General features: G+C 67.7%; 23 protein-coding genes. 5 read left to right on the forward strand and 18 right to left on the reverse strand.

The window, feature by feature from the left end; all coding sequences use genetic code 11:
• Positions 1-7 precede the first annotated feature (7 nt).
• On the reverse strand, positions 8-313 hold the full coding sequence (rpsJ, locus tag AC5Y4H_RS09190) for a 30S ribosomal protein S10 (RefSeq protein ID WP_003873519.1): 306 nt from the start codon (positions 311-313) through the stop codon (positions 8-10).
• A gap of 427 nt (positions 314-740) precedes the next feature.
• Positions 741-1,340 carry a TetR/AcrR family transcriptional regulator gene (locus tag AC5Y4H_RS09195; protein ID WP_499980751.1) on the reverse strand — a complete coding sequence of 200 codons (600 nt, stop codon included), beginning with the start codon at positions 1,338-1,340 and terminating at the stop codon, positions 741-743.
• A gap of 145 nt (positions 1,341-1,485) precedes the next feature.
• Here AC5Y4H_RS09195 and AC5Y4H_RS09200 point away from each other — a divergent pair, with 145 nt between their 5' ends.
• The gene (locus AC5Y4H_RS09200) at positions 1,486-3,081 is read left to right on the forward strand and encodes an MFS transporter (RefSeq protein WP_499980555.1); all 1,596 of its coding nucleotides are present in this window, start codon (positions 1,486-1,488) and stop codon (positions 3,079-3,081) included.
• Here the strand turns inward: AC5Y4H_RS09200 and mftG are convergent.
• The 7 genes from mftG to mftA all read right to left on the reverse strand — a co-directional run bounded on the left by mftG (position 3,075) and on the right by mftA (position 9,606).
• Entirely contained in the window at positions 3,075-4,514 is a 1,440-nt protein-coding gene (gene mftG / locus AC5Y4H_RS09205) for a mycofactocin dehydrogenase MftG (RefSeq protein ID WP_499980557.1), read from the reverse strand. The two genes, AC5Y4H_RS09200 and mftG, sit on opposite strands and share 7 nt — an antisense overlap.
• A gap of 8 nt (positions 4,515-4,522) precedes the next feature.
• Positions 4,523-5,935, reverse strand: coding sequence for a mycofactocin biosynthesis glycosyltransferase MftF (gene mftF / locus AC5Y4H_RS09210; RefSeq protein ID WP_499980560.1), 1,413 nt, complete (start codon positions 5,933-5,935; stop codon positions 4,523-4,525).
• Positions 5,932-6,663 (reverse strand): mycofactocin biosynthesis peptidyl-dipeptidase MftE, encoded by a 732-nt coding sequence (mftE, locus tag AC5Y4H_RS09215; RefSeq protein WP_499980563.1) that lies wholly within the window; start codon positions 6,661-6,663, stop codon positions 5,932-5,934. The genes mftF and mftE overlap by 4 nt, the downstream gene beginning before the upstream one ends.
• A gap of 162 nt (positions 6,664-6,825) precedes the next feature.
• Positions 6,826-8,013 carry a pre-mycofactocin synthase MftD gene (mftD, locus tag AC5Y4H_RS09220; protein WP_499980567.1) on the reverse strand — a complete coding sequence of 396 codons (1,188 nt, stop codon included), beginning with the start codon at positions 8,011-8,013 and terminating at the stop codon, positions 6,826-6,828.
• Positions 8,014-8,015: 2 nt separating this feature from the next.
• Complete coding sequence (gene mftC / locus AC5Y4H_RS09225) at positions 8,016-9,209, reverse strand: mycofactocin radical SAM maturase (protein ID WP_499980570.1); 1,194 nt, start codon at positions 9,207-9,209, stop codon at positions 8,016-8,018.
• A complete protein-coding gene (gene mftB / locus AC5Y4H_RS09230) occupies positions 9,206-9,532 on the reverse strand; it encodes a mycofactocin biosynthesis chaperone MftB (protein ID WP_499980572.1) in 327 nt (108 codons plus the stop codon). Before mftB ends, mftC begins: the two co-directional genes overlap by 4 nt.
• The gene (gene mftA, locus AC5Y4H_RS09235) at positions 9,517-9,606 is read right to left on the reverse strand and encodes a mycofactocin precursor MftA (RefSeq protein ID WP_007773607.1); all 90 of its coding nucleotides are present in this window, start codon (positions 9,604-9,606) and stop codon (positions 9,517-9,519) included. The genes mftB and mftA overlap by 16 nt, the downstream gene beginning before the upstream one ends.
• 98 nt (positions 9,607-9,704) lie before the next feature.
• Here mftA and mftR point away from each other — a divergent pair, with 98 nt between their 5' ends.
• Together mftR and AC5Y4H_RS09245 are read left to right on the forward strand one after the other, a co-directional pair.
• A complete protein-coding gene (mftR, locus tag AC5Y4H_RS09240; RefSeq protein WP_499980754.1) occupies positions 9,705-10,301 on the forward strand; it encodes a mycofactocin system transcriptional regulator MftR in 597 nt (198 codons plus the stop codon).
• Positions 10,298-11,350, forward strand: coding sequence for a DUF2332 domain-containing protein (locus tag AC5Y4H_RS09245; protein ID WP_499980576.1), 1,053 nt, complete (start codon positions 10,298-10,300; stop codon positions 11,348-11,350). Before mftR ends, AC5Y4H_RS09245 begins: the two co-directional genes overlap by 4 nt.
• Before the next feature lie 6 nt (positions 11,351-11,356).
• Here AC5Y4H_RS09245 and AC5Y4H_RS09250 read toward each other — a convergent pair whose 3' ends face one another.
• The 9 genes from AC5Y4H_RS09250 to AC5Y4H_RS09290 form a co-directional block, all read right to left on the reverse strand.
• Positions 11,357-12,544, reverse strand: a complete 1,188-nt coding sequence (locus AC5Y4H_RS09250; protein WP_499980581.1) for an NAD(P)/FAD-dependent oxidoreductase — start codon at positions 12,542-12,544, stop codon at positions 11,357-11,359.
• 25 nt (positions 12,545-12,569) lie between these two features.
• Positions 12,570-13,397 carry a mycofactocin-coupled SDR family oxidoreductase gene (locus AC5Y4H_RS09255; RefSeq protein ID WP_499980585.1) on the reverse strand — a complete coding sequence of 276 codons (828 nt, stop codon included), beginning with the start codon at positions 13,395-13,397 and terminating at the stop codon, positions 12,570-12,572.
• 89 nt (positions 13,398-13,486) lie between these two features.
• Positions 13,487-14,329, reverse strand: coding sequence for an SHOCT domain-containing protein (locus AC5Y4H_RS09260; RefSeq protein ID WP_499980587.1), 843 nt, complete (start codon positions 14,327-14,329; stop codon positions 13,487-13,489).
• A 90-nt stretch (positions 14,330-14,419) separates the two neighbouring features.
• Positions 14,420-15,172: a PE family protein gene (locus AC5Y4H_RS09265; protein ID WP_499980589.1), complete on the reverse strand. Its 753-nt coding sequence runs from the start codon at positions 15,170-15,172 to the stop codon at positions 14,420-14,422.
• A 158-nt stretch (positions 15,173-15,330) separates the two neighbouring features.
• Entirely contained in the window at positions 15,331-16,521 is a 1,191-nt protein-coding gene (gene tuf / locus AC5Y4H_RS09270; RefSeq protein WP_044483827.1) for an elongation factor Tu, read from the reverse strand.
• A gap of 109 nt (positions 16,522-16,630) precedes the next feature.
• Positions 16,631-18,736 carry an elongation factor G gene (gene fusA, locus AC5Y4H_RS09275; RefSeq protein ID WP_499980592.1) on the reverse strand — a complete coding sequence of 702 codons (2,106 nt, stop codon included), beginning with the start codon at positions 18,734-18,736 and terminating at the stop codon, positions 16,631-16,633.
• A gap of 84 nt (positions 18,737-18,820) precedes the next feature.
• Entirely contained in the window at positions 18,821-19,291 is a 471-nt protein-coding gene (gene rpsG / locus AC5Y4H_RS09280) for a 30S ribosomal protein S7 (RefSeq protein WP_007767793.1), read from the reverse strand.
• A complete protein-coding gene (rpsL, locus tag AC5Y4H_RS09285) occupies positions 19,291-19,665 on the reverse strand; it encodes a 30S ribosomal protein S12 (RefSeq protein ID WP_007767794.1) in 375 nt (124 codons plus the stop codon). Before rpsL ends, rpsG begins: the two co-directional genes overlap by 1 nt.
• 346 nt (positions 19,666-20,011) lie before the next feature.
• Positions 20,012-20,656 carry a TetR/AcrR family transcriptional regulator gene (locus tag AC5Y4H_RS09290; RefSeq protein ID WP_499980596.1) on the reverse strand — a complete coding sequence of 215 codons (645 nt, stop codon included), beginning with the start codon at positions 20,654-20,656 and terminating at the stop codon, positions 20,012-20,014.
• A gap of 201 nt (positions 20,657-20,857) precedes the next feature.
• Here AC5Y4H_RS09290 and AC5Y4H_RS09295 point away from each other — a divergent pair, with 201 nt between their 5' ends.
• Both AC5Y4H_RS09295 and AC5Y4H_RS09300 read left to right on the forward strand, forming a co-directional pair.
• Positions 20,858-21,235: a DUF3060 domain-containing protein gene (locus AC5Y4H_RS09295; RefSeq protein WP_499980598.1), complete on the forward strand. Its 378-nt coding sequence runs from the start codon at positions 20,858-20,860 to the stop codon at positions 21,233-21,235.
• 41 nt (positions 21,236-21,276) lie between these two features.
• Entirely contained in the window at positions 21,277-21,771 is a 495-nt protein-coding gene (locus tag AC5Y4H_RS09300; RefSeq protein WP_499980600.1) for a DUF3060 domain-containing protein, read from the forward strand.
• Positions 21,772-21,854: the final 83 nt, after the last annotated feature.

The following is a 21,854-nucleotide window of genomic DNA, read 5'->3' on the forward strand; positions in this document are numbered from 1 at the left end:
GGATCTCCTACTGGATGTTGACGTCGACGCTGGCCGGGAGGTCGATGCGCATCAGCGCGTCGACGGTCTTCGGCGTCGGGTCGAGGATGTCGATCAGCCGCTTGTGCGTGCGCATCTCGAAGTGCTCCCGCGAGTCCTTGTACTTGTGCGGGGAGCGGATGACGCAATACACGTTCTTCTCAGTCGGCAGCGGCACCGGACCTACGACGCTGGCACCCGTGCGGACGACGGTCTCGACGATCTTGCGCGCCGACGCGTCAATAGCCTCATGGTCGTAGGCCTTAAGCCTGATGCGGATCTTCTGTCCCGCCACGCTTCTCCTACCCTCACTCCTGTTGAGGCCCGGTATCCGGGCTCAAATGTCCTCAGTGCCACCGGCGCGCCGATCGGGCCGGCCAACTCTGGGCCGATCGAGCGTTGCGCCGGATATTGCGCCGCTGTTTACCTGTCGTGGTCCACCGGCCCCCGCGGTCGGGCGTGTCACCCTCACGCAGCCTCATCCGCGATCGAAATTCGTCGCTCTCAAAGGATGGGACCGGACGCGCCCGTTTGGACGCTGGTCGTATGCCCGACCAGGCGCAAGCCCGGCTCAAGGCAACCTGAACAGTATGCCTTAGATCGTGGCCCGAACAAAATTCGCCCGCGATCGCCGGCCGAATACAGCGCGCCCGACTGCAGGACGGTAGCACCGGAGCCTAAACGTAATGGTCAGAGGCCTCGGGACGGTGGGCGCCGGGGCCTCAGGCGCCCGCCGATTCGATGTTCGCCGTGCCGGCCCTGCCGCATTGCACATGTAAGAAGCCGTCGACGGCCGCCAGCGCGCACTGGTGGTAGTCGAAATCGGGCAGCGTGGACAGGCGGCCCAGCACCAGCGGGCCGATGAGCAGGGCGATCGCCCCCGACCGGTCCACCTCCCCCAGCTGGGCGGCCTCCGGGCTGTCGAAGATGACGTCGAAGGGCTCCGCGTACTGCTGGGCGATGCGTTCGCGCAGGGTGGTGATCGCCGCGCTGTCGGCGTTGTGGCTGTGCCGCGGCTCGGGCAGGCCCTCCAGGTCGCGCCCCAGCGCGAGCCAGGACATGGCGGTCATCATGGTGGGCGCCTGGGCGACGGATTCGGCCTGGGCCAGCACCACCGCGACCAGCCGGTCGCGCAGCGAACCTTCGGCGGGCGGGGCGGGCGACGGCGGGATCAGGCTGTTGAAAGCCGCTGCCAGTAGGTCGTTTCCGCTCGGGAAGTGGCGATACAGGGTCGCCCGGGCCACGTTGGCGGTGCGGGTGACCGCGTCGACCGTCACCGCGCTGGGACCCCCGGTACGCAACAGCGTGACAGCGGCTTCCAGCAGCCTGGCCCGCGACCTCGCGGGGCGCGGGTCGGACGTCCCGGCGGTAATTGTGACCCACCTCCCTGTTTCAACACGAGACTATCGGTCTACCTACAAGACTATTGGTCTCGAAACCTCGCACGCTCCTGAGGAGGCGCACCGCATGGTCGAAACCCTGGTCCGGTCTGACCAGCACCAGCGTACTGACGCGATCGGCGTCGGCGACAGCTTCCGGGCACGAAACTGGACGCTGGCGGTCGCCTGCATGGCCGTGGCCCTGGTGGTGGCGTCGATGACCGCCCTGAACACCGCGCTCGGGGACCTTGCGGTGGCCACCTCGGCCACCGCATCGCAGCTGAACTGGGTCGTCGACGGATACACCGTGGCGCTGGCGTGTCTGCTGCTGCCGGCCGGTGCGATCGGTGACCGCTACGGACGCCGTGGGGCGCTGCTGACCGGGCTGCTGGTGTTCGCGATCGGTTCGATGGCACCCGCGCTGCTGCACAATCCGTCCCAGATCATCGCGGGCCGGGCGGTGGCCGGGATCGGCGCCGCATTCGTCATGCCCGCCACCCTGTCGCTGCTGACGGTGGCCTATCCGAAAGACGACCGCACCAAGGCCGTTGGCATCTGGGCCGGGACGGCCGGTTCGGGCGGTGTCCTGGGCATGCTCGGTTCCGGTCTGTTGCTCCGCTTTTGGGATTGGCACGCGATCTTCTGGTCGCTGGGAATCGCCGGCCTGGTGATTTTCCTGCTGGCCTGCACCGTCGCGTCGTCGCGCGATGCGGCGGCTCCCCGGGTCGATGCGCTGGGCGCGATCCTGATCGGCACGGCGGTCGCCATCGCCGTAGCCGCGATCCTGGAAGCGCCCGGCCGCGGCTGGAGCGACCCGGTGGTGTGGGGCGGCCTCGTCGTCGGTGCGGTGCTCGCCGCGGGCTTCGGCGCCCTCGAATTGCGCCTGGCGTCCCGCGGCAGACAGCCACTGCTGGATGTCCGATTGTTCGCCGACCCCAATTTCGCCACCGGGGTGACCGCGATCGTCATCTTGTTCGGCGCCACCTTCGGCTTCTTCTACATCGGCATGCAATACGTGCAGCAGATCATGGGCTACTCCGCGCTGGCGACCGCGATCGCCTTCGGGCCTTTCATGGTGCCGCTGGCCATCTTCTCGGCCCTGTCGTTCTGGTACGTACCCAAGCTGGGGCTGCGGCTGGTGTTGTTCGTCGGCACCCTGCTGATGGCCGTCGGATTCGGGTGCATGTACGGGCTGGACCTGCACTCGACCTATCTCGAATTCGCTTGGCCCACACTCATTCTCGCCACAGGAATCGGAATCTGCACGGCGCCGACAACTTCGGCGATCATGGGTGCCGTCTCCGACGAAAAACAGGGTGTCGCCTCCGCCGTGAACGACACATCACGTGAGATGGGCGGCGCGCTGGGCATCGCGGTGGCGGGCTCGATCCTGGCCGGCCGCTACTCGCACGAGCTGGCGCCCATGCTGGCGGGCTTTCCCGCACCGGTGCGCGGCCAGGCCACCGACTCGCTGGCCAAGGCCGTCGAGATCGCCGGCCGGCTCGGGCCCCAGGGGCGGCAGCTGGCCGACATCAGCAAGTCCGCGTTCCTGGCGGCACTGCACGCCTCGACGATCTCGATGGCCGCGATCGTCACCGTCGCCGCCGTCGTGATCGGAGTGTGGGCTCCCGGCCGCGACGGTCGCCAGCTGCGCCCGGTGCGGCACCTGCTGACGCGTCACTGAACGAACTCCGCGGCCCGGTGGCCGATCATCACGATCGTGGCGTGCGGGCCGCGGCTGGTGATCGCCGGGAGGATCGACCCGTCGATCACCCACAGGTTGTCGATGCCGAGCACCTGGCACCGGGCGTCGACGACGGCGTGCGGGTCGCCTTCGGCGCCCATCGGTGCGGTGCCGCAGAGGTGTTGAGAGGTCGACCAGACGGCCGCCGCGGCATCGATTGTGCCGTCGGACAATTCGCGGGCCAGCTCGCTGCCCCGGCGCAGCGCCGCGACGTCTTCGGGCTCGCTGTCGTAGCGATGTTCGATTCGCGGCGCCACGTCGGGATCGGCCGAGACCAGCGTCATGCGTCCGCGCGCACGCGGCTGCATCAGCGCGACCCCGATGTGTGGCCAGTCGGCATGCCCGGCGGTGCCATCGCCGGTCATCGCCACGAATCCGCCTGTGTACGGCCTGATCTCGAGGTCGTCTGCCGTGCTGAGCACCACCTCGAGCACCGGCCGTCCGGGAGCCACCGTCCAATCGGTGGGCAGCACCCACTCGGCATGGTCGCTGAAGGACGCGCCCACCGGCAGCGGCATTACCACCGGCACCCCGACGCCCGTAAGCATCGGTTCGTCGCCGATGCCCGAGGCCATGAGCAGCCGGGCCGTCTCGATTGCGCCCGCGCACAACACGACTCGGTCGGCGGTCAGGGTGATCCGTCCGTGTGGACCGATGGCGTCGACGCCCCCCGCAACGGTGCCGGTGAAACGTAACCGGGTGGCCCGGGTCCGCGCACGCAGGTTCAGGTTCGGCCGGCTCAGCGCCGGGATCAGGTAGCCCGTGCCGGAGCCGCGCCGCACTCCGTCGACGATGTTGAGCGGGACGGCGCCGATCCCCGAAACATGCTCCGGTGCAGCGTCATTGAGGTCGGCGATCCAGTCGAATCCGGCGCGCTCGGCGGCGGCGATGAATCTTTCGGTGGTCCCGGTCATTTCGCGGGTGCGACGCACCTGGATGGGACCGCTGTCGCCGTGGGCGGGACCATCGAAGTCCAGGTCGGTCTCGATGGCGCGGAAGCTGTCCAGGACGTCTGACCATCCCCAACCCTCGATCGCGATGCGATCGAAGTCGCGCGGCAAACCGCGGCAGAAGTAGCCGCCGTTGATGGCGCCCGAACCGCCCACCGTCGCCCCGCGCACCAGGGGATGCTGGCGGGCGGGCTCGTCGGTGAGGCGGGTCTGGTAGCGCTGGACCAGCGGACTGCCGACGCCGATCGGCAGCTGAAACCCGTTGGCGGTCTGTGCGAGCAGTCCCGGGTCGTCGAGCGCCGGCCCCGCCTCGAGGACCGTCACCTGACAATGTGGATCGACGGAAAGGCGTTCCGCAACAACCGATCCTGCACTGCCGGCGCCGACGATCAGCACATCGCTCTGCGAGGCGGCTGCGGTCAAGGTGGTGGTTAACTCCGGATCTGAGGCTTCAGGGCGCGCGCGTTGCGCTCCCGTAGCACACCCCACCACAACCCGAGCCCGTACGCCAGGTCGTCGACGCGTTTGAGCACCAGGTAGGTCGGCAGCCCGATCGGTTCGACATCGTCACTGATGGCGTCGCGGCGGCGAAGCCAGTCGACCACCCCGTCCATGACGGCCGCGACCAGAACGACCCGCCTGAAGTGTCGCGACATGGCCGCGGCCAGCAACGCCAGCGGCCAGTAGTGCCGGCACAGCGCCGACGCCAGCTGCAACGCCGCTGACCACAGGCCGCGGCCCGCGATCATCGCGACATCGGTCATCGACGTCTCGGCGCTCCGCATCGCCCGCGCGATGCGGTGGCCGGTCAGCACGGCGAAGACGATGGACACCAGCCGCGACAGGGTGGACCCGAACGCCATCAATATCCACGTCATCAGTGCCCAGCCGGAGATCACCACCGGCGCCGTCTTGTCCGGGTGGCGCACGGAAAGCGGAGCCGCCGAGCCGCCGTAAAACGCTTTGCGTGCAAGCCAATCCCGCAACTCGGTGCGGTGGTCGTGGGCGACCAGCGCGATCGGCTCGTAGCGCAGCCGAGCGCCCGCCTCGATAAGCCGCCAGCACAGGTCGACGTCCTCACCCGACTGCAGCGTCTCGTCGAACCCGCCGACCCCCCGGATCGCCGAGCACCGGCAGATGATCGCCGCGCTGGGCACGTAGGACACCGTGCTGTGCGGCAGCACCGGCGCCTCGCGCTCACCGAGGTCCAGCGAGGAGTGCACCGCCTCGTACCGCGCCACCACGTTCTCGTTGTGCGACAGCCCGACGATGCGGGGCGCGACCAGGCCGACCGTGGGATCGCAGAAGTGGCCGAGCAGGGCCTCCAGCCAGCCGCGGCGCGGTGCGACATCGGAGTCCAGGAAGGCGACGAAGTCGGTCCGGCAGGCCGCCAGCCCGGTGTTGCGGGCCGCCGCCGGGCCCCTGCTGCGGTGGTGGCGCAGCACCTCGATGTCGCAGTGGGCCCCGACGAAGTCTTCGGGTTCGACCGGAGGAAACGAGCCGTCGTCCACCACCACGACGCGCAGGCCGCGCAGTGAGCTGACCAAACGGCGAACACCAGAAAGGTTGTTCCGCACCGGGATTACCACCGTCACGTCGTGGTGCGATGGCCCACCAGCGGGCCGCGGATGCGCCACCGTGGCGTCCAGCAGGGTGCGGGCGAGTTGAGCGCTGAGATCGTCGCGAACCTTCAGCCGGCCGTCCGAGAGCATGTCCTGCGCGGCGGGGGCCAACTTGAGCAGCCGGGTCGGTGAACCGCCGAGCAGCGCCGAGCCGTCGCCGAGCACGCGCACGCGGCGGTCGACCTGAACGGCGAACCCGTCCGGCAGCCGAGGCCCGGTCACGTCAGCATCCCGTCGGGTCCGGGCCGCCACCGGACCACTCGACCGACGCACCCGTCGACCATCTCCGCGAAGATCCGCTCGCCCTCGGCGGCGGTGGAGGTGGTCGGGTCGCCCAGCACGCCGACCGGGCTGACCGCGGCGACTCCCCCGCGGCGCATCGACCCGAGCAGCTCGGGCAGGGGTGCGGTGTTGCCCGCCACCCATTGATCGGCCCGGACCTCGGCCGGTGAGATGTGCAGCAACAGTGATGTTTCGGTATGGCCCGCATGGGCGTCACCGCCGGCGGCCAGGCAGGGGGACCAGCCGACGTCACGGCCCTCGGCGCGCAACCGGGCCACCGCCCGGCTGCACGCCGTGACGTTGCCGCCGTGGCCGTTGACGAAGACCAGGCGCCTGGCCCAGGCGGCGACTGACCTGCCGTACTCGAGCAGCAGCAGCGTCAACGCCTCGGTGCCGAGCGAGATCGTTCCGGCGAAACTCTGATGCTCGCCGCTGGCGCCGTAAGCGATCGCCGGGGCCACCAGCCAGTCGTGTCCGAGGCGCGGTGCAGCGGCGACGGCGACCGCCGTCGCGATCCGGGTGTCGGTGTCCAGGGGCAGGTGCGGACCGTGTTGTTCGGTCGACCCCAGCGGAACCATCACCGACGCCGACATGCTTGATAGCTGGCTCGACGTCGCGGTTCCCAAGTCGCCGAGTACGGACACTCGGTGATGGTAGGCCGAATTCACCTGGCGTGCACCAATTGTTGGAGCTTGAAAATTATTTTTTTTCTGGGTCGTTCACCGGGTGTTCGAATTGTGGGCTCGTCCGTCACGGTTACCCCGCCCGTATCACTGTTTGCGCGAGCGTCACTTAATCCCGATATATTTGCCCGGCATGGCCAGCTTTCGCTACCCGCCGCCCGCGGGCACGCCCAGCGCCCGGGTGAATCCGGGCGGCACCAGGATGTGGTCAGGTCCGAGGTCGTGAACCGAGGACAGCCCGAGGCCGATCAGCGCCGAGTCGATGCCGCCGCGCAAGATGTCGAGAACGTTCTCCACGCCCGGTTGGCCGGCCGCGGCCAGCCCCCACAAGTAGGCGCGTCCGATCATCACCGCGCGCGCTCCCAGCGCGACGGCCTTGACGACGTCACTGCCGCGCCGGACGCCGCCGTCGAGCAGTACCTCGATCTGATCGCCGACGGCTTCGGCTACCGCGGGCAGGGCACGGATCGAGGCCGGCGTGCCGTCCAGATTGTTGCCGCCGTGATTCGACACCGAAATGGCCGAAACCCCCGCGTCCACCGCCTTTTTGGCGTCATCAACGCGCATCACGCCCTTGAGCATGAACGGGCCGCCCCATAATTCGCGGAGCCAGGCGATGTCCTCCCAGGTCGGTGGCGGGGTGCCCATCCACTCCCCGTACGCCTGAAAGAAGGGGGGACCGGGCTCGCCGCGACGGGCCTGGTTGGGCACCCGCAGCTCCGGCGGCCGCATGGTCTTCGCCCACTGCATGAACCACCGCGGCTTGGTGATGACCTCCGGGCTCATCTTGACGATCGTCTTGAAGTCCATCTTCTCCGGGATGGACGGGCTGCCCCAGTCCCGGCCGTGCGAGAAGCTCCAGTCGGTGGTGACGATCAGCCCCACCGCCCCGGCGGCGCGGGCCCGCTCGACCCGCGCGGCGATCGCGTCGCGGTCACCCAGCCAATACACCTGGAAGAACACCTTGGGGTTCGCCGCGATGACCTCTTCGATCGGCTTGCTGGCGAACGACGACAGGCCCATGGCGGTGCCGCGGGCAGCGGCGGCCCGCGCCACGGCCACCTCGCCATCGGGGTGCACCGCCTGCACGCCGGTCGGTGAGATCAGTACCGGCAGCGAAATGTCTTGCCCCATAACGCTGGTCGACAAGTCGCGCTTCTCCTGTGCGCCGATGACGTGCGGTGCGAATCCCAGTTCGCTGAAGGCTGCCACGTTGTCGGAGACCGTAACTCCCTTTTCGCTGGCCGAAATCAGCGACGAATAGGCCGATTTCGGCAGCCGCCGCTTGGCGCGTTGCTGCGCGATGGCGACGGTCTCAAACCATGCGTCGGCCATCGTTACACGGGGCTTTCGTTGCACATGCGGGCCGGCGGCGCCGCCGGCGGCCGCAGCGACAGCGTGAGCGGCACCGGCTGGCGGATGCGCTTGCCCCGGGAGTGATCGGCGCGGGGGCGCGGCGTCTCGCGGTCGTGCGCCAGCGCCGTCGCGCTGTGGCCCTGGACGCATTCGGGGTCGGGTCCGTCCAGCGGCAGGCCGGTGAAGAATTTGGCGGCCATGCATCCGCCCCGGCAGCTGTCGTAGTGCCCGCAGCTGCCGCAGGCGCCCGCCGACTGGGGCTCGCGCAGCTCGCGGAACAGCGGGGCGTGTTTCCAGACGTTGTCAAAGCCACCGTCGGACAACACGTTTCCCGCCAGGAAGCGGTCGTGGATGGCGAACGGACACGCGTAGACGTCGCCGATCGGGTCGATCAGGCACACCACGCGGCCCGCGCCGCACATGTTCAGACCGGCCAGGGCGCCGGATTGGCCGAGCGGGGCCAGGTGGAAGAAGGAGTCGCCGGTGAGCACCCGCTCACCCTTGGCGACCAGCCAGTCATACAACTGCACCTGCTGGTCGGCGGTGGGGTGCAGCTCTTCCCAGACATCGGCGCCCCGCCCGGACGGGCGGAGCCGGGTGATCCGCAGTGTGGCGCCGTAACGGGTTGCCAGCGCAGCGAATTCGTCGAGCTGGTCGACGTTGTGCCGGGTGACGACCACGGAGATCTTGGCGTCGGAGAAACCGGCGTCGGCAAGGTTTTCCAGCGCCCGCACCGCCATGTCGAACGAGCCGGGTCCGCGCACGGCGTCGTTGACCTCGGCGGTGGCGCCGTCCAGCGAGATCTGGACGTCGACGTAGTCGCTGGCCGCCAGCCGCGCGGCGACCTCCGGCGTGATCCGCACGCCGTTGGTGGAGAACTTCACACCCACGTGGTGTTCGGTCGCGTAGTCGACCAGTTCCCAAAAGTCCGGGCGCACAGTGGGTTCCCCACCACCGATGTTGACGTAGAACACCTGCATGCGTTCCAGCTCATCGATGATGTCCATGCATTGACGGGTGGACAGTTCCCGAGGGTCCCGCTTGCCCGACGACGACAGGCAGTGCACGCAGGCCAGGTTGCAGGCGTACGTCAGCTCCCAGGTGAGGCAGATGGGCGCGTCGAGCCCGTGCTCGAACTGCTCGATCAGCCGGGGTACGGGGGCCGCTGTTGTCATTGATCGTCCTTCCGGGGCACCAGCATGTTGGACTCGGCGAGCACACCCAGCGCGTGCAGGTACGGACCCTGCGCGGCGTCTTGCACTCCGGCCGCGCGGCAGGCGGTCCGGATGTCGGCATGCTCAGCCAGCGACTGCACCACGGTGAGGATCGTGCGGTTCTTCAAAAACGACAGCTTGCGGGTGCCGAAGTGGTAGAGAAGCGCGCCGAACGGTTCCGGCCGAACCGCCACCTGCGGATGCAACCGCCAGCCGCGATCAGGGTCGAACGAGGTTGACGTACGAGCCTGCGCGGGCGCGGGCACGGTCAGTAGACCCCGCACATGCCGTCGATGGACACCTCTTCGACCAAGGTCTCGGTGACAAGTTGGGTGTCAGTTTCGGTCTCGTGGTCCACGGGGCTTGCCTTTCGTCCGGTCTCGACAACGATGGGATCTGAGTCACACTCGCCGTCAGAATATGGCATCGAGTGCCGAAATGGAAGGGCGGGGTCCGATGGTGCCGCAGCCGCGGGTGGGCAGGCGCCGCTCGACCACCCCGCACCACATCACCGACGTCGCCATCGACATGTTCACGGCCCGCGGTTTCGCAGACGTGAGCGTCGACGACGTCGCCCAGGCGGCCGGTATCTCGCGGAGGACCCTGTTCCGGTATTACGCGTCCAAGAACGCCATCCCCTGGGGCGACTTCGACAACCACCTTGCCCACCTGAGCGATCTGCTCGACAACGTCGATGCGCAGGTGCGCCTGGGCGATGCGCTGCGCGCTGCGTTGTTGGCGTTCAACACCTTTGACGAATCCGAGATGGCCCGACACCGCCAGCGCATGCGGGTGATCCTGCAAACCGCTGAGCTGCAAGCGTATTCGATGACGATGTATGCCGGCTGGCGCGAGGTGATCGCCGGGTTCGTGGCGCGCCGCCTGGACTGCAAGACCACGGATCTGGCGCCTCAGACCGTCGCCTGGACCATGCTCGGGGTGGCCTTGTCGGCCTACGAACACTGGCTCAGCGACGAATCCGTCCCGCTGCCGGTCGCCCTGGGCAATGCCTTCGACGTTGTCGGCGCCGGGTTGGACGGATTGGGCAGGTGACGCCCGAGCACCTGCTGCACACCCTGCGGTCACAGGGCAGGTTCTGCGCCTCGTCGGGCTCGCCGATGTACGGCGAGCTGTTCGAGTTGGTGGCCGGCGACGTCGAAGCCGGCGGTGTGTTCGCGACCGTCCTGTCGGGGCGCGAAGACGCGCCGTCACGCGATGCGGTGCCGCTGCGATTGCTCGGCGGGCTGCACCGGCTGGTGCTCGACGGCCGTGCGGCGCGGTTGCGCCGCTTCTACCCCAGCACCGGCGGCGGGTGGGACGCCCGAGCCGCCTGGCCGGAAATCCTGGACACCGCGGCCGGTCACGTCGACGTTCTGCGCGCTGCGCTCGGCCAGCCGCCGCAGACCAACGAGGTCGGCCGATCGGCCGCCCTGATTGGCGGGCTTTTGCACATCAACCACGAATTCGGCTTGCCGATAAGGCTTTACGAGATCGGGTCGAGTGGCGGGCTGAACCTGCGCGGGGATCATTACCGGTACGGGTTCGCGGGCGGCGAGTGGGGGCCGGCCGACTCGCCGGTGACCATCGACGACGCGTGGCGCGGCGCGCTGCCGCCCCGGCGCGACTTACGGATCGTGGCCCGCCACGGGTATGACATCGCGCCGATCGACGTCGGCGACGCCGACGGCGACGGCGAAACGACGGTGCTGAGCTATGTCTGGCCCGACCAGGGCGCCCGGCTGGCGCGGCTGCGCGGCGCCATCGAGGTGGCCCGCCGGGTCCCGGCCGTGCTCGAGCGCCGAACGGCGGCCGACGCGGTCGCAGGCCTGGCCCTGGCCGAGGGTGCGCTGACCGTCTTGTGGCACTCGATCACCTGGCAGTATCTGTCCGCCGACGAACGTCGCGCAGTGCGCGCGCACGTGGACGCGCTGGCCGGGCGGGCCGATGCGCGCTCGCCGTTCGCCCACCTCACGATGGAGCCCGCGCGTGACGGCCCGGGCGCACCGATCAAGTTCTTGGTGCGGGCCCGCGTCTGGCCAGGGGGCGATCCGCGGCTGTTGGGCGAGTGTCATCCGCACGGCCCGCCCGTGGACTGGCAATAACCCGTGTCAGCCCAGCATTTCGGCGATGGGCACGGCTGCGGCGATCTTCGCGCGGACCTTCATGACCTTGCCGGGCATGCCGCCGCCGACCACCCCGACGAGCGCCCCGTCGCGTTCGTAGTAGGCCAGGAACTTGCGGCCGTCGTCCTCGACGATGTGGACGATGTCGCCGGCTTCAGGCTCGCCCAGGCACTGGATCTTGACGTCGTATTGGTCGCTCCAGAAGTACGGGACGACCACCACCGAGGGCATGTCCCGTCCCAGCAACGCGGGCACGACGACCCGTGCCTGATCGGCGACGTTACTCCAATGTTCCACGCGCCCTTGGTGTCCCGTCGCATCGCGCCACGATGCGACGTCGCCGAGCGCCCACACGTTCGGCGCGCTGGTGCGACCGGCTTCGTCGCAGATGACGCCGTTGTCGACCTCGACTCCGCTGCCCTCGAGCCACTCGGTCGCCGGGCGCGACCCGATGCCGACGACGACGATGTCGGCCGGCAGTTCGCTGCCGTCACTCAACACCACCGCCTCGACGTGTGAGTCGCCGTGCACCTCAGCCACCCCGACCCCGAGGCGGACGTCGACACCCTCGGCGCGGTGCAGCCGGGCCACCAGCGCGCCGATCTGCTCGCCGAGCACCGCGGCCAGCGGCGTCGGCTGCGGCTCCACCAGCACCACGTCCACGCCCAGGCTGCGCAGGCTGGCCGCCACCTCGCAGCCGATGAAGCCGGCGCCGATGACCACGGCGCGCTGCGCCGCCGACGCGTGCTCGCGCAGGGCCATGCTCTCGTCGACCGAACGCAGCACACGGATGCCCTCGAGATCCGGGATCGCCGGAATGCGCCGCGGCACCAGGCCCGTTGCGATGACCAGTTCGGCGTACCCCAGCGTCGTCCCGTCGTCCAGCGTCACCGTCTGCGCCGCGGTGTCCAGGCTCCTCGCGGCCGACCCCAGTCGCAGCGTGATGTGGTTCTCGTCGTACCATTCGCGCGGCTTGAGCGCGGTGTCGTCGATCTCTTTGCGCAACACCTCTTTGGACAGCGGCGGGCGGTCGTAGGGCAGGTGCACCTCGTCGCTGACGATCGTGATGGGCCCGGAATACTCCGCCTTGCGCAGCTGCTCGGCGGTGCGTGCGGCGGCCAATCCGCCGCCCACGATCACGATCCCGTTGTCGGCGCTTTCGTCAGTACTCACGTGGAGTTCTTAGCACGATGGCCGGTCAGTACTTTAGGGCACCCTTATCCACCGGAATCTGGGTGCCGGTCAGCGTGCCCGATCCGTCGCCGGCCAGCCACGCCACCACGTCGGCCACTTCGTCGGCCGCCATAAAACCATTGGGCTGCACCGGCATTGGCGGGAAACTGTGGACAAAGCTGGGATGCTTAGCGAAGATCTCCATCATCGCCTCGGGCTCGATCATCGGGGTGTCCACAGAGTACGGGTGGATCGAGTTGACCCGGATGCCGAATTCGCCGAGCTCGATGGCGAGCGTGTTGGTGAGCGCCGTGAGTCCGTGTTTGCTGGCCGAGTAGTGGCCGTTGCCCGGTGTGGCCTTGATGCCCGCCGACGAGCTGACCACGACGATGGAGCCGCCGTTTCCAGCCTCGATCATCGCGGGCACGGTGGCGCGCAGCGTCCGCCAGGTGCCGGTCAGATTGACCCCGATGACCGTGTCCCACTGCTCGTCGGTGAGCTCCCAAATGCGGCCCCAGCTCAGCACTCCGGCGTTGGCCACCACGACGTCCAGCCGGCCGAACTGTTCGATCCCGTCGGCGACCACGTCCCGCAGCGCGGCGTCGTCGCGGATGTCGACCTCCCGGCTCAAGACCTTGCGCCCCTCGTTCTCCACCAGACGGGCGGTCTCGTCCAGGTCTTCGCGGGTGGCCGGCGCGTACGTCACGCTGGCGGAGGCCGGCGCGCAGATGTCCAGCGCGATGATGTCGGCGCCCTCGCGGGCCAGCCGCACCGCGTGGGAGCGTCCCTGCCCGCGGGCGGCCCCGGTGATGAATGCGACCCGTCCCTGCAATGATCCGGTCTGTCCAGCCACGTCCAACCCCTTCGACCGCCGATAGATCACGCCAGGCTAGCAGCGCAACTGAAACGTGTTCTAATTCACCCGGCGGCCGGAACGAGCCGTCAGATTTCGGAGATGATCGACGCGCGCCGGCTGGTGTATTCGGCGTCGGTCAGCGCGCCGCTCGCATGTAGATCCTTCAATTCTTGCAACCGCGCGGCGATCGACGATTCGGGCGGTGTGACGACCGCCGCGGGCGCCGCGGCCGGCGCGGCGGCCGGGGCCGGTTGTGCGGCCGGCGCCGGCTGTTCGACCGCTCGGCGCACGACCGCCTGGATCTGCGCGCGCAGGGCCGGATTAGACCGGATGTCGACCATCTGATTGAGCGCGATGTTGTTGGCCTTGAGGATCTGCAGAATCTCCATCAACGGGCCCGCCTGCCCGCTCAGGTCGTAAGTCTTGTTGTCCTCGGCCACGGTGAACTGCGCGGGCACCAGGCCGTTCACCAAAGCGCTTCGCTCCCAGTCGATCCGGTATTCGCTGGTGGTGGGGTTGACCAGGACCACCACCTTGCGGGCGTTGAGGTTGCCGAGCCGGGTGACGCTGGCGATCACGCGGTCTTCGCTGTCGAACGGCAGGATTCCCGGGCCGGCGATGTGTAGGCGCACCTTGACCACCTGCTGGTTGTTCACCCAGGTACCGGTTTCGGTGATCCCGGTGATCTGCGCGAGCGCCAACACCCCGTTCTGCTCCAACGCGGCGACCTTGGCCGACGACTTGGCCCCATAGTTCGCCAACGCGAGCGCGACCAACACGTCGGCCACGGTGATCAGCAACCCGACGTAGAACATCCACTGCAGCAGGCTGCCGAGCCCCAGGGTGAAGTACACGATCAAGAAGATCGGTCCGACCAGTCCGCCGCACAGCAAAACCACCAACTGTGCCTTCAGGTAGCGCGCTAACACATGCCCCTCCTCGGCTTACTGGGGAATTCGTGTCAGATTAGCGCTCGCGAAGTCGTGGCGAATGAATTACGCGCAAACCGCGTCTGGCAACTACAGCCGTTCGGGGGGCACGACCGGCATCCGCTTGGCCGGGGTGCCCGCCGGGTGCGCCGGCTGCGCCTCGCCCGACGCGTGCGGCACCGTGCGCGCCGACACCGGCATCGTCGAAGCCGGCGAGGTCTGCGTCGGCACTCCCGTCTGCGGGACGGCGGCGGTAGCGCCGACAGGTGTCGCCACCGACGGCGCCGGCTCGACGGTGGCCGGAGAACTTGCCGCAGCGTAGGACGGCGTCACCACTCGCGCCGCGCCGCCCGGCGTGGTGGCCGAGGCCAGCGTCGCCGATCCGGCCGGGGCCGCCGCGACCGGCGTGCCGGCCGGTGTCCCGGTGGTAGCCGGCGCCACCGCCGCCACCAGCGGCCCGGCGGGCGCGACCGGCGCCGACGTGCCCACGGCGCCCGCGCTCACCGCCGGTATCTGCGCGGCCACCGACGCCTGGGCCGCCGCGGCCCGCAACGGCGCGGCGTTTGCGGCCTCGGCGAGCGCATAGCGCGCCGCACCGCCGTTCATCAACTCGACGAACTGGCTGTGAAACGCGGTCGCCTGGGCGCTGAGCGCCTGATAGACCTGGGAGTGCGCGTCGAAGAGCGCGGCGATACTCACCGACACCTCGTCGGCGCCGGGGGCCAGCACGCCCGATGTCGGACCCATCGCGGCGGTGTTGGCGGAGCTGATCGTCGACCCGATCGTGGCCAGGTCCCCCGCGGCGGCCTCTACGAATTCGGGCGTCGCTTGAACGAACGACATGGCACCCCCCGCAACGCTCCGGTCAGGAAATATTGGGCAAATCGTAGACCAGAGGCCACCCCTGCCGCAGGGACTCCTCCGCTTTGGTACCAGCTGGGCTCAAACGCACAAAGCCCGGATTGCCGAGTCGGCGATCCGGGCCCTGCGACGATCCGGAACTACTTGATGATCTTGACGACCCGGCCGGCGCCGACGGTGCGGCCACCCTCACGGATCGCGAACCGCAGACCGTCGTCCATGGCGACGGGCTGGATCAGCTTCACCGAGATGTTGGTGTTGTCACCGGGCATCACCATTTCGGTGCCCTCCGGCAGCGTCACCACACCGGTCACGTCGGTGGTGCGGAAGTAGAACTGCGGACGGTAGTTGTTGAAGAACGGCGTGTGCCGGCCGCCCTCGTCCTTGGACAGGATGTAGACCTGGCCCTCGAACTCGGTGTGCGGGGTGGTGGTGCCGGGCTTGGTCACGACCTGACCGCGCTCGACGTCCTCACGCTTGATACCACGCAGCAACAGCCCGACGTTGTCGCCGGCCTGACCCTGGTCGAGCAGCTTGCGGAACATCTCCACGCCGGTGACGGTGGTCTTGGTGCTGGTCGGCTTGATGCCGACGATCTCGACCTCTTCGTTGACGTTGATGATGCCGCGCTCGACACGACCGGTGACCACCGTGCCACGACCGGTGATGGTGAAGACGTCCTCGACGGGCATCAGGAACGGCTTCTCCGTCTCGCGGACCGGGTCCGGGATCGACTCGTCGACGGCCTCCATGAGCTGCTCGACGGACTCGACCCACTTGGCGTCGCCCTCGAGCGCCTTGAGCGCCGAGACCCGCACGACCGGGGCGTCCTCGTCGAACTCCTGGGCGGCCAGCAGTTCGCGGACCTCCATCTCGACGAGCTCGAGCAGCTCCTCGTCGTCGACCATGTCGGCCTTGTTCAGCGCGACCAGGATGTAAGGCACGCCGACCTGACGGGCCAGCAGCACGTGCTCACGGGTCTGCGGCATCGGGCCGTCGGTGGCGGCGACCACCAGGATGGCGCCGTCCATCTGGGCCGCACCGGTGATCATGTTCTTGATGTAGTCGGCGTGGCCCGGGGCGTCGACGTGTGCGTAGTGGCGCTTCTCGGTCTGGTACTCCACGTGGGAGATGTTGATGGTGATACCGCGCTGACGCTCCTCGGGCGCGTTGTCGATCTGGTCGAACGCGCGGGACTCGTTCAGGTTGGGGTACTTGTCGTGCAGAACCTTGGTGATAGCCGCGGTCAGCGTGGTCTTGCCGTGGTCAACGTGACCAATGGTCCCGATGTTGACGTGCGGCTTCGTCCGCTCGAACTTCGCCTTCGCCACTTCTGTGTCCTCCTGGACTAGTTGGTGCTTGTTAAAGCAGTGTTGGTGTTTTCAGTTGTGCCGCGTCCAAGGCATTCCAATGACCCGGCAAGATTACTCCGAGGGTTTTCTACTGACCCGTCGCCTTCGCGATGATCTCCTTTGACACGTTCGCCGGCACTTCGGCGTACGAATCGAACACCATGGAGTAATTCGCCCGGCCTTGCGTCTTGGACCTCAGGTCGCCGACGTAGCCGAACATCTCCGACAGCGGCACGTGCGCCTTGACGACGCGCGCACCGCTGCGCTCCTCCATGGCCTGGATCTGGCCGCGGCGGGAGTTCAGGTCGCCGATCACGTCGCCCATGTAGTCCTCGGGCGTGGTGACCTCGACGGCCATGATCGGTTCCAGGATGACCGGCTGCGCTTGCTGCGCAGCCTTTTTCAGCACCTGCGAACCTGCGATCTTGAACGCCATCTCCGACGAGTCGACCTCGTGGAACGCCCCGTCGAGCAGGGTGACCTTCAAGTTCACCAGCGGATAGCCTGCCAGCACGCCGTACTGCATCGCGTCCTGGGCTCCGGCGTCCACCGACGGGATGTACTCACGCGGGATACGGCCACCGGTGACCTTGTTCTCGAACTCGTAGGTCGCACCGTCCTCGCCGTGGAACGGCTCGAGGTTGATCAGCACCTTCGCGAACTGGCCCGAGCCACCCGTCTGCTTCTTGTGGGTGAACTCGACCTTCTCCGCCACGCGACGGATGGTCTCCTTGTAGGCGACCTGCGGCTTACCGACGTTCGCCTCGACCTTGAACTCGCGCCGCATCCGGTCCACCAGGATGTCCAGGTGCAACTCGCCCATGCCACCGATGACGGTCTGGCCGGTCTCGGTGTCCTGGTGCACCTTGAAGGTCGGGTCTTCCTCGGCGAGCTTCTGGATCGACAGCGACAGCTTCTCCTGGTCGCTCTTCGTCTTGGGCTCGATGGCCACCTCGATGACCGGGTCCGGGAAGGTCATCGACTCCAGCACGATCTGCTGGTTCGGGTCACTCAGGGTGTCACCGGTGGTGGTGTCCTTGAGCCCGATCACCGCGTAGATGTGACCGGCCGAGGCCGTCTCCACCGGGTTCTCCTTATTGGAGTGCATCTGGAACAGCTTGCCCAGCCGCTCCTTCTTGCCCTTGGTGGCGTTGATGACCTGGCTGCCGGAGTCGACCTTGCCCGAGTACACCCGGACGTAGGTCAGCTTGCCGAAGAACGGGTGAGTCGCGACCTTGAACGCGAGCGCGGAGAACGGCTCGTCGGTCGAGGGGTTGCGGGTGACCTCGTCGTCCTCCTTGCCCGGAACGTGGCCGACGGCCGGCGGCACGTCCAGCGGCGAGGGCAGGTAGTCGATGACGGCGTCCAGCATCGGCTGCACACCCTTGTTCTTGAAGGCGCTGCCGCAGAGCACCGGGTAGGCCTCCGAGCTGATTGTCAGCTTGCGGATGGCGCCCTTGATCTCCTCGATCGTCAGCTCTTCGCCGCCGAGATACTTCTCCAGCAGCGCCTCATCGGTCTCCGCGACGGCCTCGAGCAGCTTGGTGCGGTACTCCTCGGCCTTCTCGGCCAGCTCGGCCGGGATCTCGATGGTGTCGTAGGTCTCGCCCAGCTTCGTCTCGCCGCGCCACACCTTCGCGTTCATCTCGACCAGGTCGACGATGCCCTCGAAGTCACCCTCGGAGCCGACGGGCAGCTGAATCGGGATGGCGTTGGCGCCCAGGCGCTCCTCCATCGTCCTCACCGAGAAGTAGAAGTCGGCCCCGATCTTGTCCATCTTGTTGACGAAGCAGATGCGCGGGACGTCGTACTTGTCGGCCTGCCGCCAGACCTGCTCGGACTGCGGCTCGACACCCTCCTTGCCGTCGAAGACGGCCACCGCACCGTCGAGCACGCGCAGGCTGCGCTCCACCTCGACGGTGAAGTCGACGTGCCCGGGGGTGTCGATGATGTTGATCTGGTTGTCTTTCCAGAAGCAGGTGGTAGCCGCGGAGGTGATGGTGATCCCCCGCTCCTGCTCCTGCTCCATCCAGTCCATGGTGGCGGCGCCGTCGTGCACCTCACCGATCTTGTAGCTGATACCGGTGTAGTAGAGGATGCGCTCGGTCGTCGTCGTCTTGCCGGCGTCGATGTGCGCCATGATGCCGATGTTGCGGACCTTGGTCAGGTCGGTCAGCACGTCCTTCTGTGCCACAGAAGTCTTCCCACTCTTTCGATTGCTTGATTAGTTCGCGGTCGGTTGGCGCCCGGCCACACTGCCTTTGGCGCCGTTGGAGCCCTACCAGCGATAGTGCGCAAACGCGCGGTTGGCCTCGGCCATCTTGTGGGTGTCCTCGCGCCGCTTGACTGCGGCACCGAGGCCATTGCTGGCATCCAGGATCTCGTTGGCCAGCCGCTCGACCATGGTTTTCTCGCGGCGTTGCTTGGAGAAGCTGACCAACCAACGCAGAGCCAGCGTCACGGAGCGATCCGGACGCACCTCGACGGGGACCTGGTACGTAGCGCCACCGACGCGGCGGCTGCGCACCTCGAGGGAGGGCTTGACGTTGTCCATTGCGCGCTTGAGCGTGATCACCGGGTCCGTGCCGGTCTTTTCCCGGGCATTCTCGAGCGCTCCATAAACAATGCGTTCGGCCAGCGATTTCTTCCCGTCCAGCAGAACTTTGTTCACCAGCTGCGTCACCAGCTGCGACCCGTAGACCGGGTCATTGACCAGCGGACGCTTCGGCGCGGGCCCCTTGCGCGGCATCAGCTCTTCTCCTTCTTGGCGCCGTAACGGCTGCGAGCCTGCTTGCGGTTCTTGACGCCCTGGGTGTCGAGCGAACCGCGGATGATCTTGTACCGGACACCGGGCAGGTCCTTCACCCGGCCGCCGCGCACCAGCACCATCGAGTGCTCCTGCAGGTTGTGGCCCTCGCCGGGGATGTAGGCGGTGACCTCAACCTGGCTCGTCAGCTTCACGCGGGCGACCTTCCGAAGCGCCGAGTTCGGCTTCTTCGGGGTGGTGGTGTACACGCGGGTGCATACGCCACGGCGCTGCGGGCTGCCCTTCAGGGCCGCGGTCTTGACCTTGGCGACCTTGTCGCGGCGACCCTTGCGGACCAGCTGCTGAATGGTTGGCATCTACCGGCTTTCTGTGTTCGTGTTCGGCATACTTCGAGCGTTGTCAAGTCTGTGTACTGCAGTTATGTCCGGCCGCGTCACCCCGCGTCCGGGTGTGTCGCATGCGCTGCGCATCGGAGGAGGTCCGATGCTTCGTGGACACGCGAATTCGCCCGGCATTCACTCCCTTACGGTTAGGCGCCGTAAGCCGCCAGGCACGAGGGACCACAATACCCGCCGCCGGTCTCGCAGGTCAAAGCGACGGCGGTGCTAGTGGCGATCGCAAGTGCGGCGTAGCCGGGCGCAGCGGGTCGCCACCATCGGCGCTAGTGGCGGGCGTAGCCGGGCGCAGCGGGTCGCCCTCTGGCTAGTGCAGCGCACCATCGGCGGCGGTGCGCCTTTCCAGGCCCGCCGCCAGCCGCAGCACCATGTCGGAGAACAACGCGTCGGTGTCGATCTCGTCCATCACCCCGGTCATCTCCAGCAAAACGAAGCCGTGCATCGCGGACCAGAACTCGATTGCCGCGTGAAAGGCCGCCTCGCCGTCCAGGCCGTAGGAGGACAGCACCGCGATCACCGGTGCGGCCGCGCCGCGGGTCGCGGCTGTGTATTCGGGGTCGTCGCCGCCCAACGGCATCCGGGTGAAGGCCGAGTAGCGGCCGGGATGGTGGTGGGCGTAGCTGCGGTAGGCACCGGCCATCACCAGCACCGCGTCGTCGCGGGCGCGGCCCTCGCCGACCCGGTTCAGCATCGTGATGATGTCGTCGATGACGCGGATCCGCACCGCGCGCCGCAGATCCTCCAGGCTGTCGACGTGGTTGTACAGCGACGGCCCCTTGGTACCCAGCTGCATCGCCAGCGCGTTGATGGTCAGCGCGTCCCAGCCCTCGCGGTCCAAAAACGTCAGGGCGCCGTCGATGATCCCGTCCCGGCTCAGCTTGGCCGGACGGGAAGCGGGCCGTCCCGCGCGTTGGCGCCCGGCCGCCGACGGCGGATCCGGTGGAACTGCCATGGCGTCGCCCTTCGATCGCATGAACGGGTTGCGGTTAACTAATGACTCTAGTTGACGAGCTTCCAGACTTTAATCTCATCGGGATATGGGGATATGAGCGCCGGGCCAAGGAAATCAAAGTCTGCCGGCAAGCGGGCAAATGGACGTAATGTCATGCTTGCCTCGTTTCGAGCAGCCGACCCGTCCAAAAGGGGGCCCGCAGTGAAGTGGACGACTGTCGCCGGGTCACTGGCCACCTGTGTCATCGCCGTCGTTGCCACCTCCGCCGCGCCGCCGCGCGTCGCGCAGGCCAAGAACGGTGACACACACATCGTCGGGGAGGGCATCGAGCAGACGATCGACTGCAACGACGCCACGCTGATGGTCAACGGCACCGGCAACGACGTCACCGCGCTGGGCAACTGCTACGCCGTGACGGTGATGGGTTCGTCGAACACCGTCATCGCCGACTCGGTGTCGCACGACATCACCGTGTACGGCTACAACCAGACGGTGTTCTACAAGGGCGGCCAACCCGCCCTGTGGGACCGCGGCCGCGAACTGGGCATGACCAACCGGCTCCAGCAGGTGCCGGGCTAAACCACGGCACCACAACATCATCCGAACAGAATCGAGGAACCATGCCCGCCTACATCCGTGACCGTTCGTTGCGCCTGGCCGTGTTCGCGATGACGCCGGCCGCCGTAGCCCTGGTGCTGTCCAGTTGCAGTTCGACGGCCGGCCCGCCGGCGGGCTCATCGACGACCACGACCAAAAGCAGCGCGACGAGCGCGACGACCAGTGCCGGCGCCGCTCCGACGACGGGATCGAGCGGGGCGAGCACCACCGCGTCCCTCGAGATCGGCAACACGATGAACTACGGATCGATGGGCACGACCACCACCCTCGACTGCGCAAGCGGAAAATCGCTGAACGTCGGCGGCTCGAATAACACGCTGACCGTCACGGGCACCTGCGAGTCGGCCACCGTCACCGGCGCCAACAACAAGATCACCTTCGACAAGGTCAACACCCGCATCACGGTGCTGGGAATGGACAACACCATCACCTACAAGGACGGCACGCCCAAGGTCGACGAGCTGGGTTCGGGCAACACGATCAACAAGGGCGGCTGACCGGTATTCGTTGGCCGGCATCGGTTTTCACCAGCGCCGCCGTGGTCCGCGCCGCGGAGCGGTCGAGATTTGCCGGAGCAGCG

It is taken from the genome of Mycobacterium sp. NGS58, assembly GCF_059812385.1.

Coding starts and splice junctions, on each gene's coding strand:
- AC5Y4H_RS09265 (WP_499980589.1), bottom strand. CDS start 15,172: ATGTCGTTCGTTCAAGCGACGCCCGAATTCGTAGAGGCCGCCGCGGGG.
- mftC (WP_499980570.1), bottom strand. CDS start 9,209: ATGACAACAGCGGCCCCCGTACCCCGGCTGATCGAGCAGTTCGAGCAC.
- mftR (WP_499980754.1), top strand. CDS start 9,705: ATGGTGCCGCAGCCGCGGGTGGGCAGGCGCCGCTCGACCACCCCGCAC.
- AC5Y4H_RS09200 (WP_499980555.1), top strand. CDS start 1,486: ATGGTCGAAACCCTGGTCCGGTCTGACCAGCACCAGCGTACTGACGCG.
- rpsL (WP_007767794.1), bottom strand. CDS start 19,665: ATGCCAACCATTCAGCAGCTGGTCCGCAAGGGTCGCCGCGACAAGGTC.
- mftD (WP_499980567.1), bottom strand. CDS start 8,013: ATGGCCGACGCATGGTTTGAGACCGTCGCCATCGCGCAGCAACGCGCC.
- rpsG (WP_007767793.1), bottom strand. CDS start 19,291: ATGCCGCGCAAGGGGCCCGCGCCGAAGCGTCCGCTGGTCAATGACCCG.
- AC5Y4H_RS09290 (WP_499980596.1), bottom strand. CDS start 20,656: ATGGCAGTTCCACCGGATCCGCCGTCGGCGGCCGGGCGCCAACGCGCG.
- AC5Y4H_RS09300 (WP_499980600.1), top strand. CDS start 21,277: ATGCCCGCCTACATCCGTGACCGTTCGTTGCGCCTGGCCGTGTTCGCG.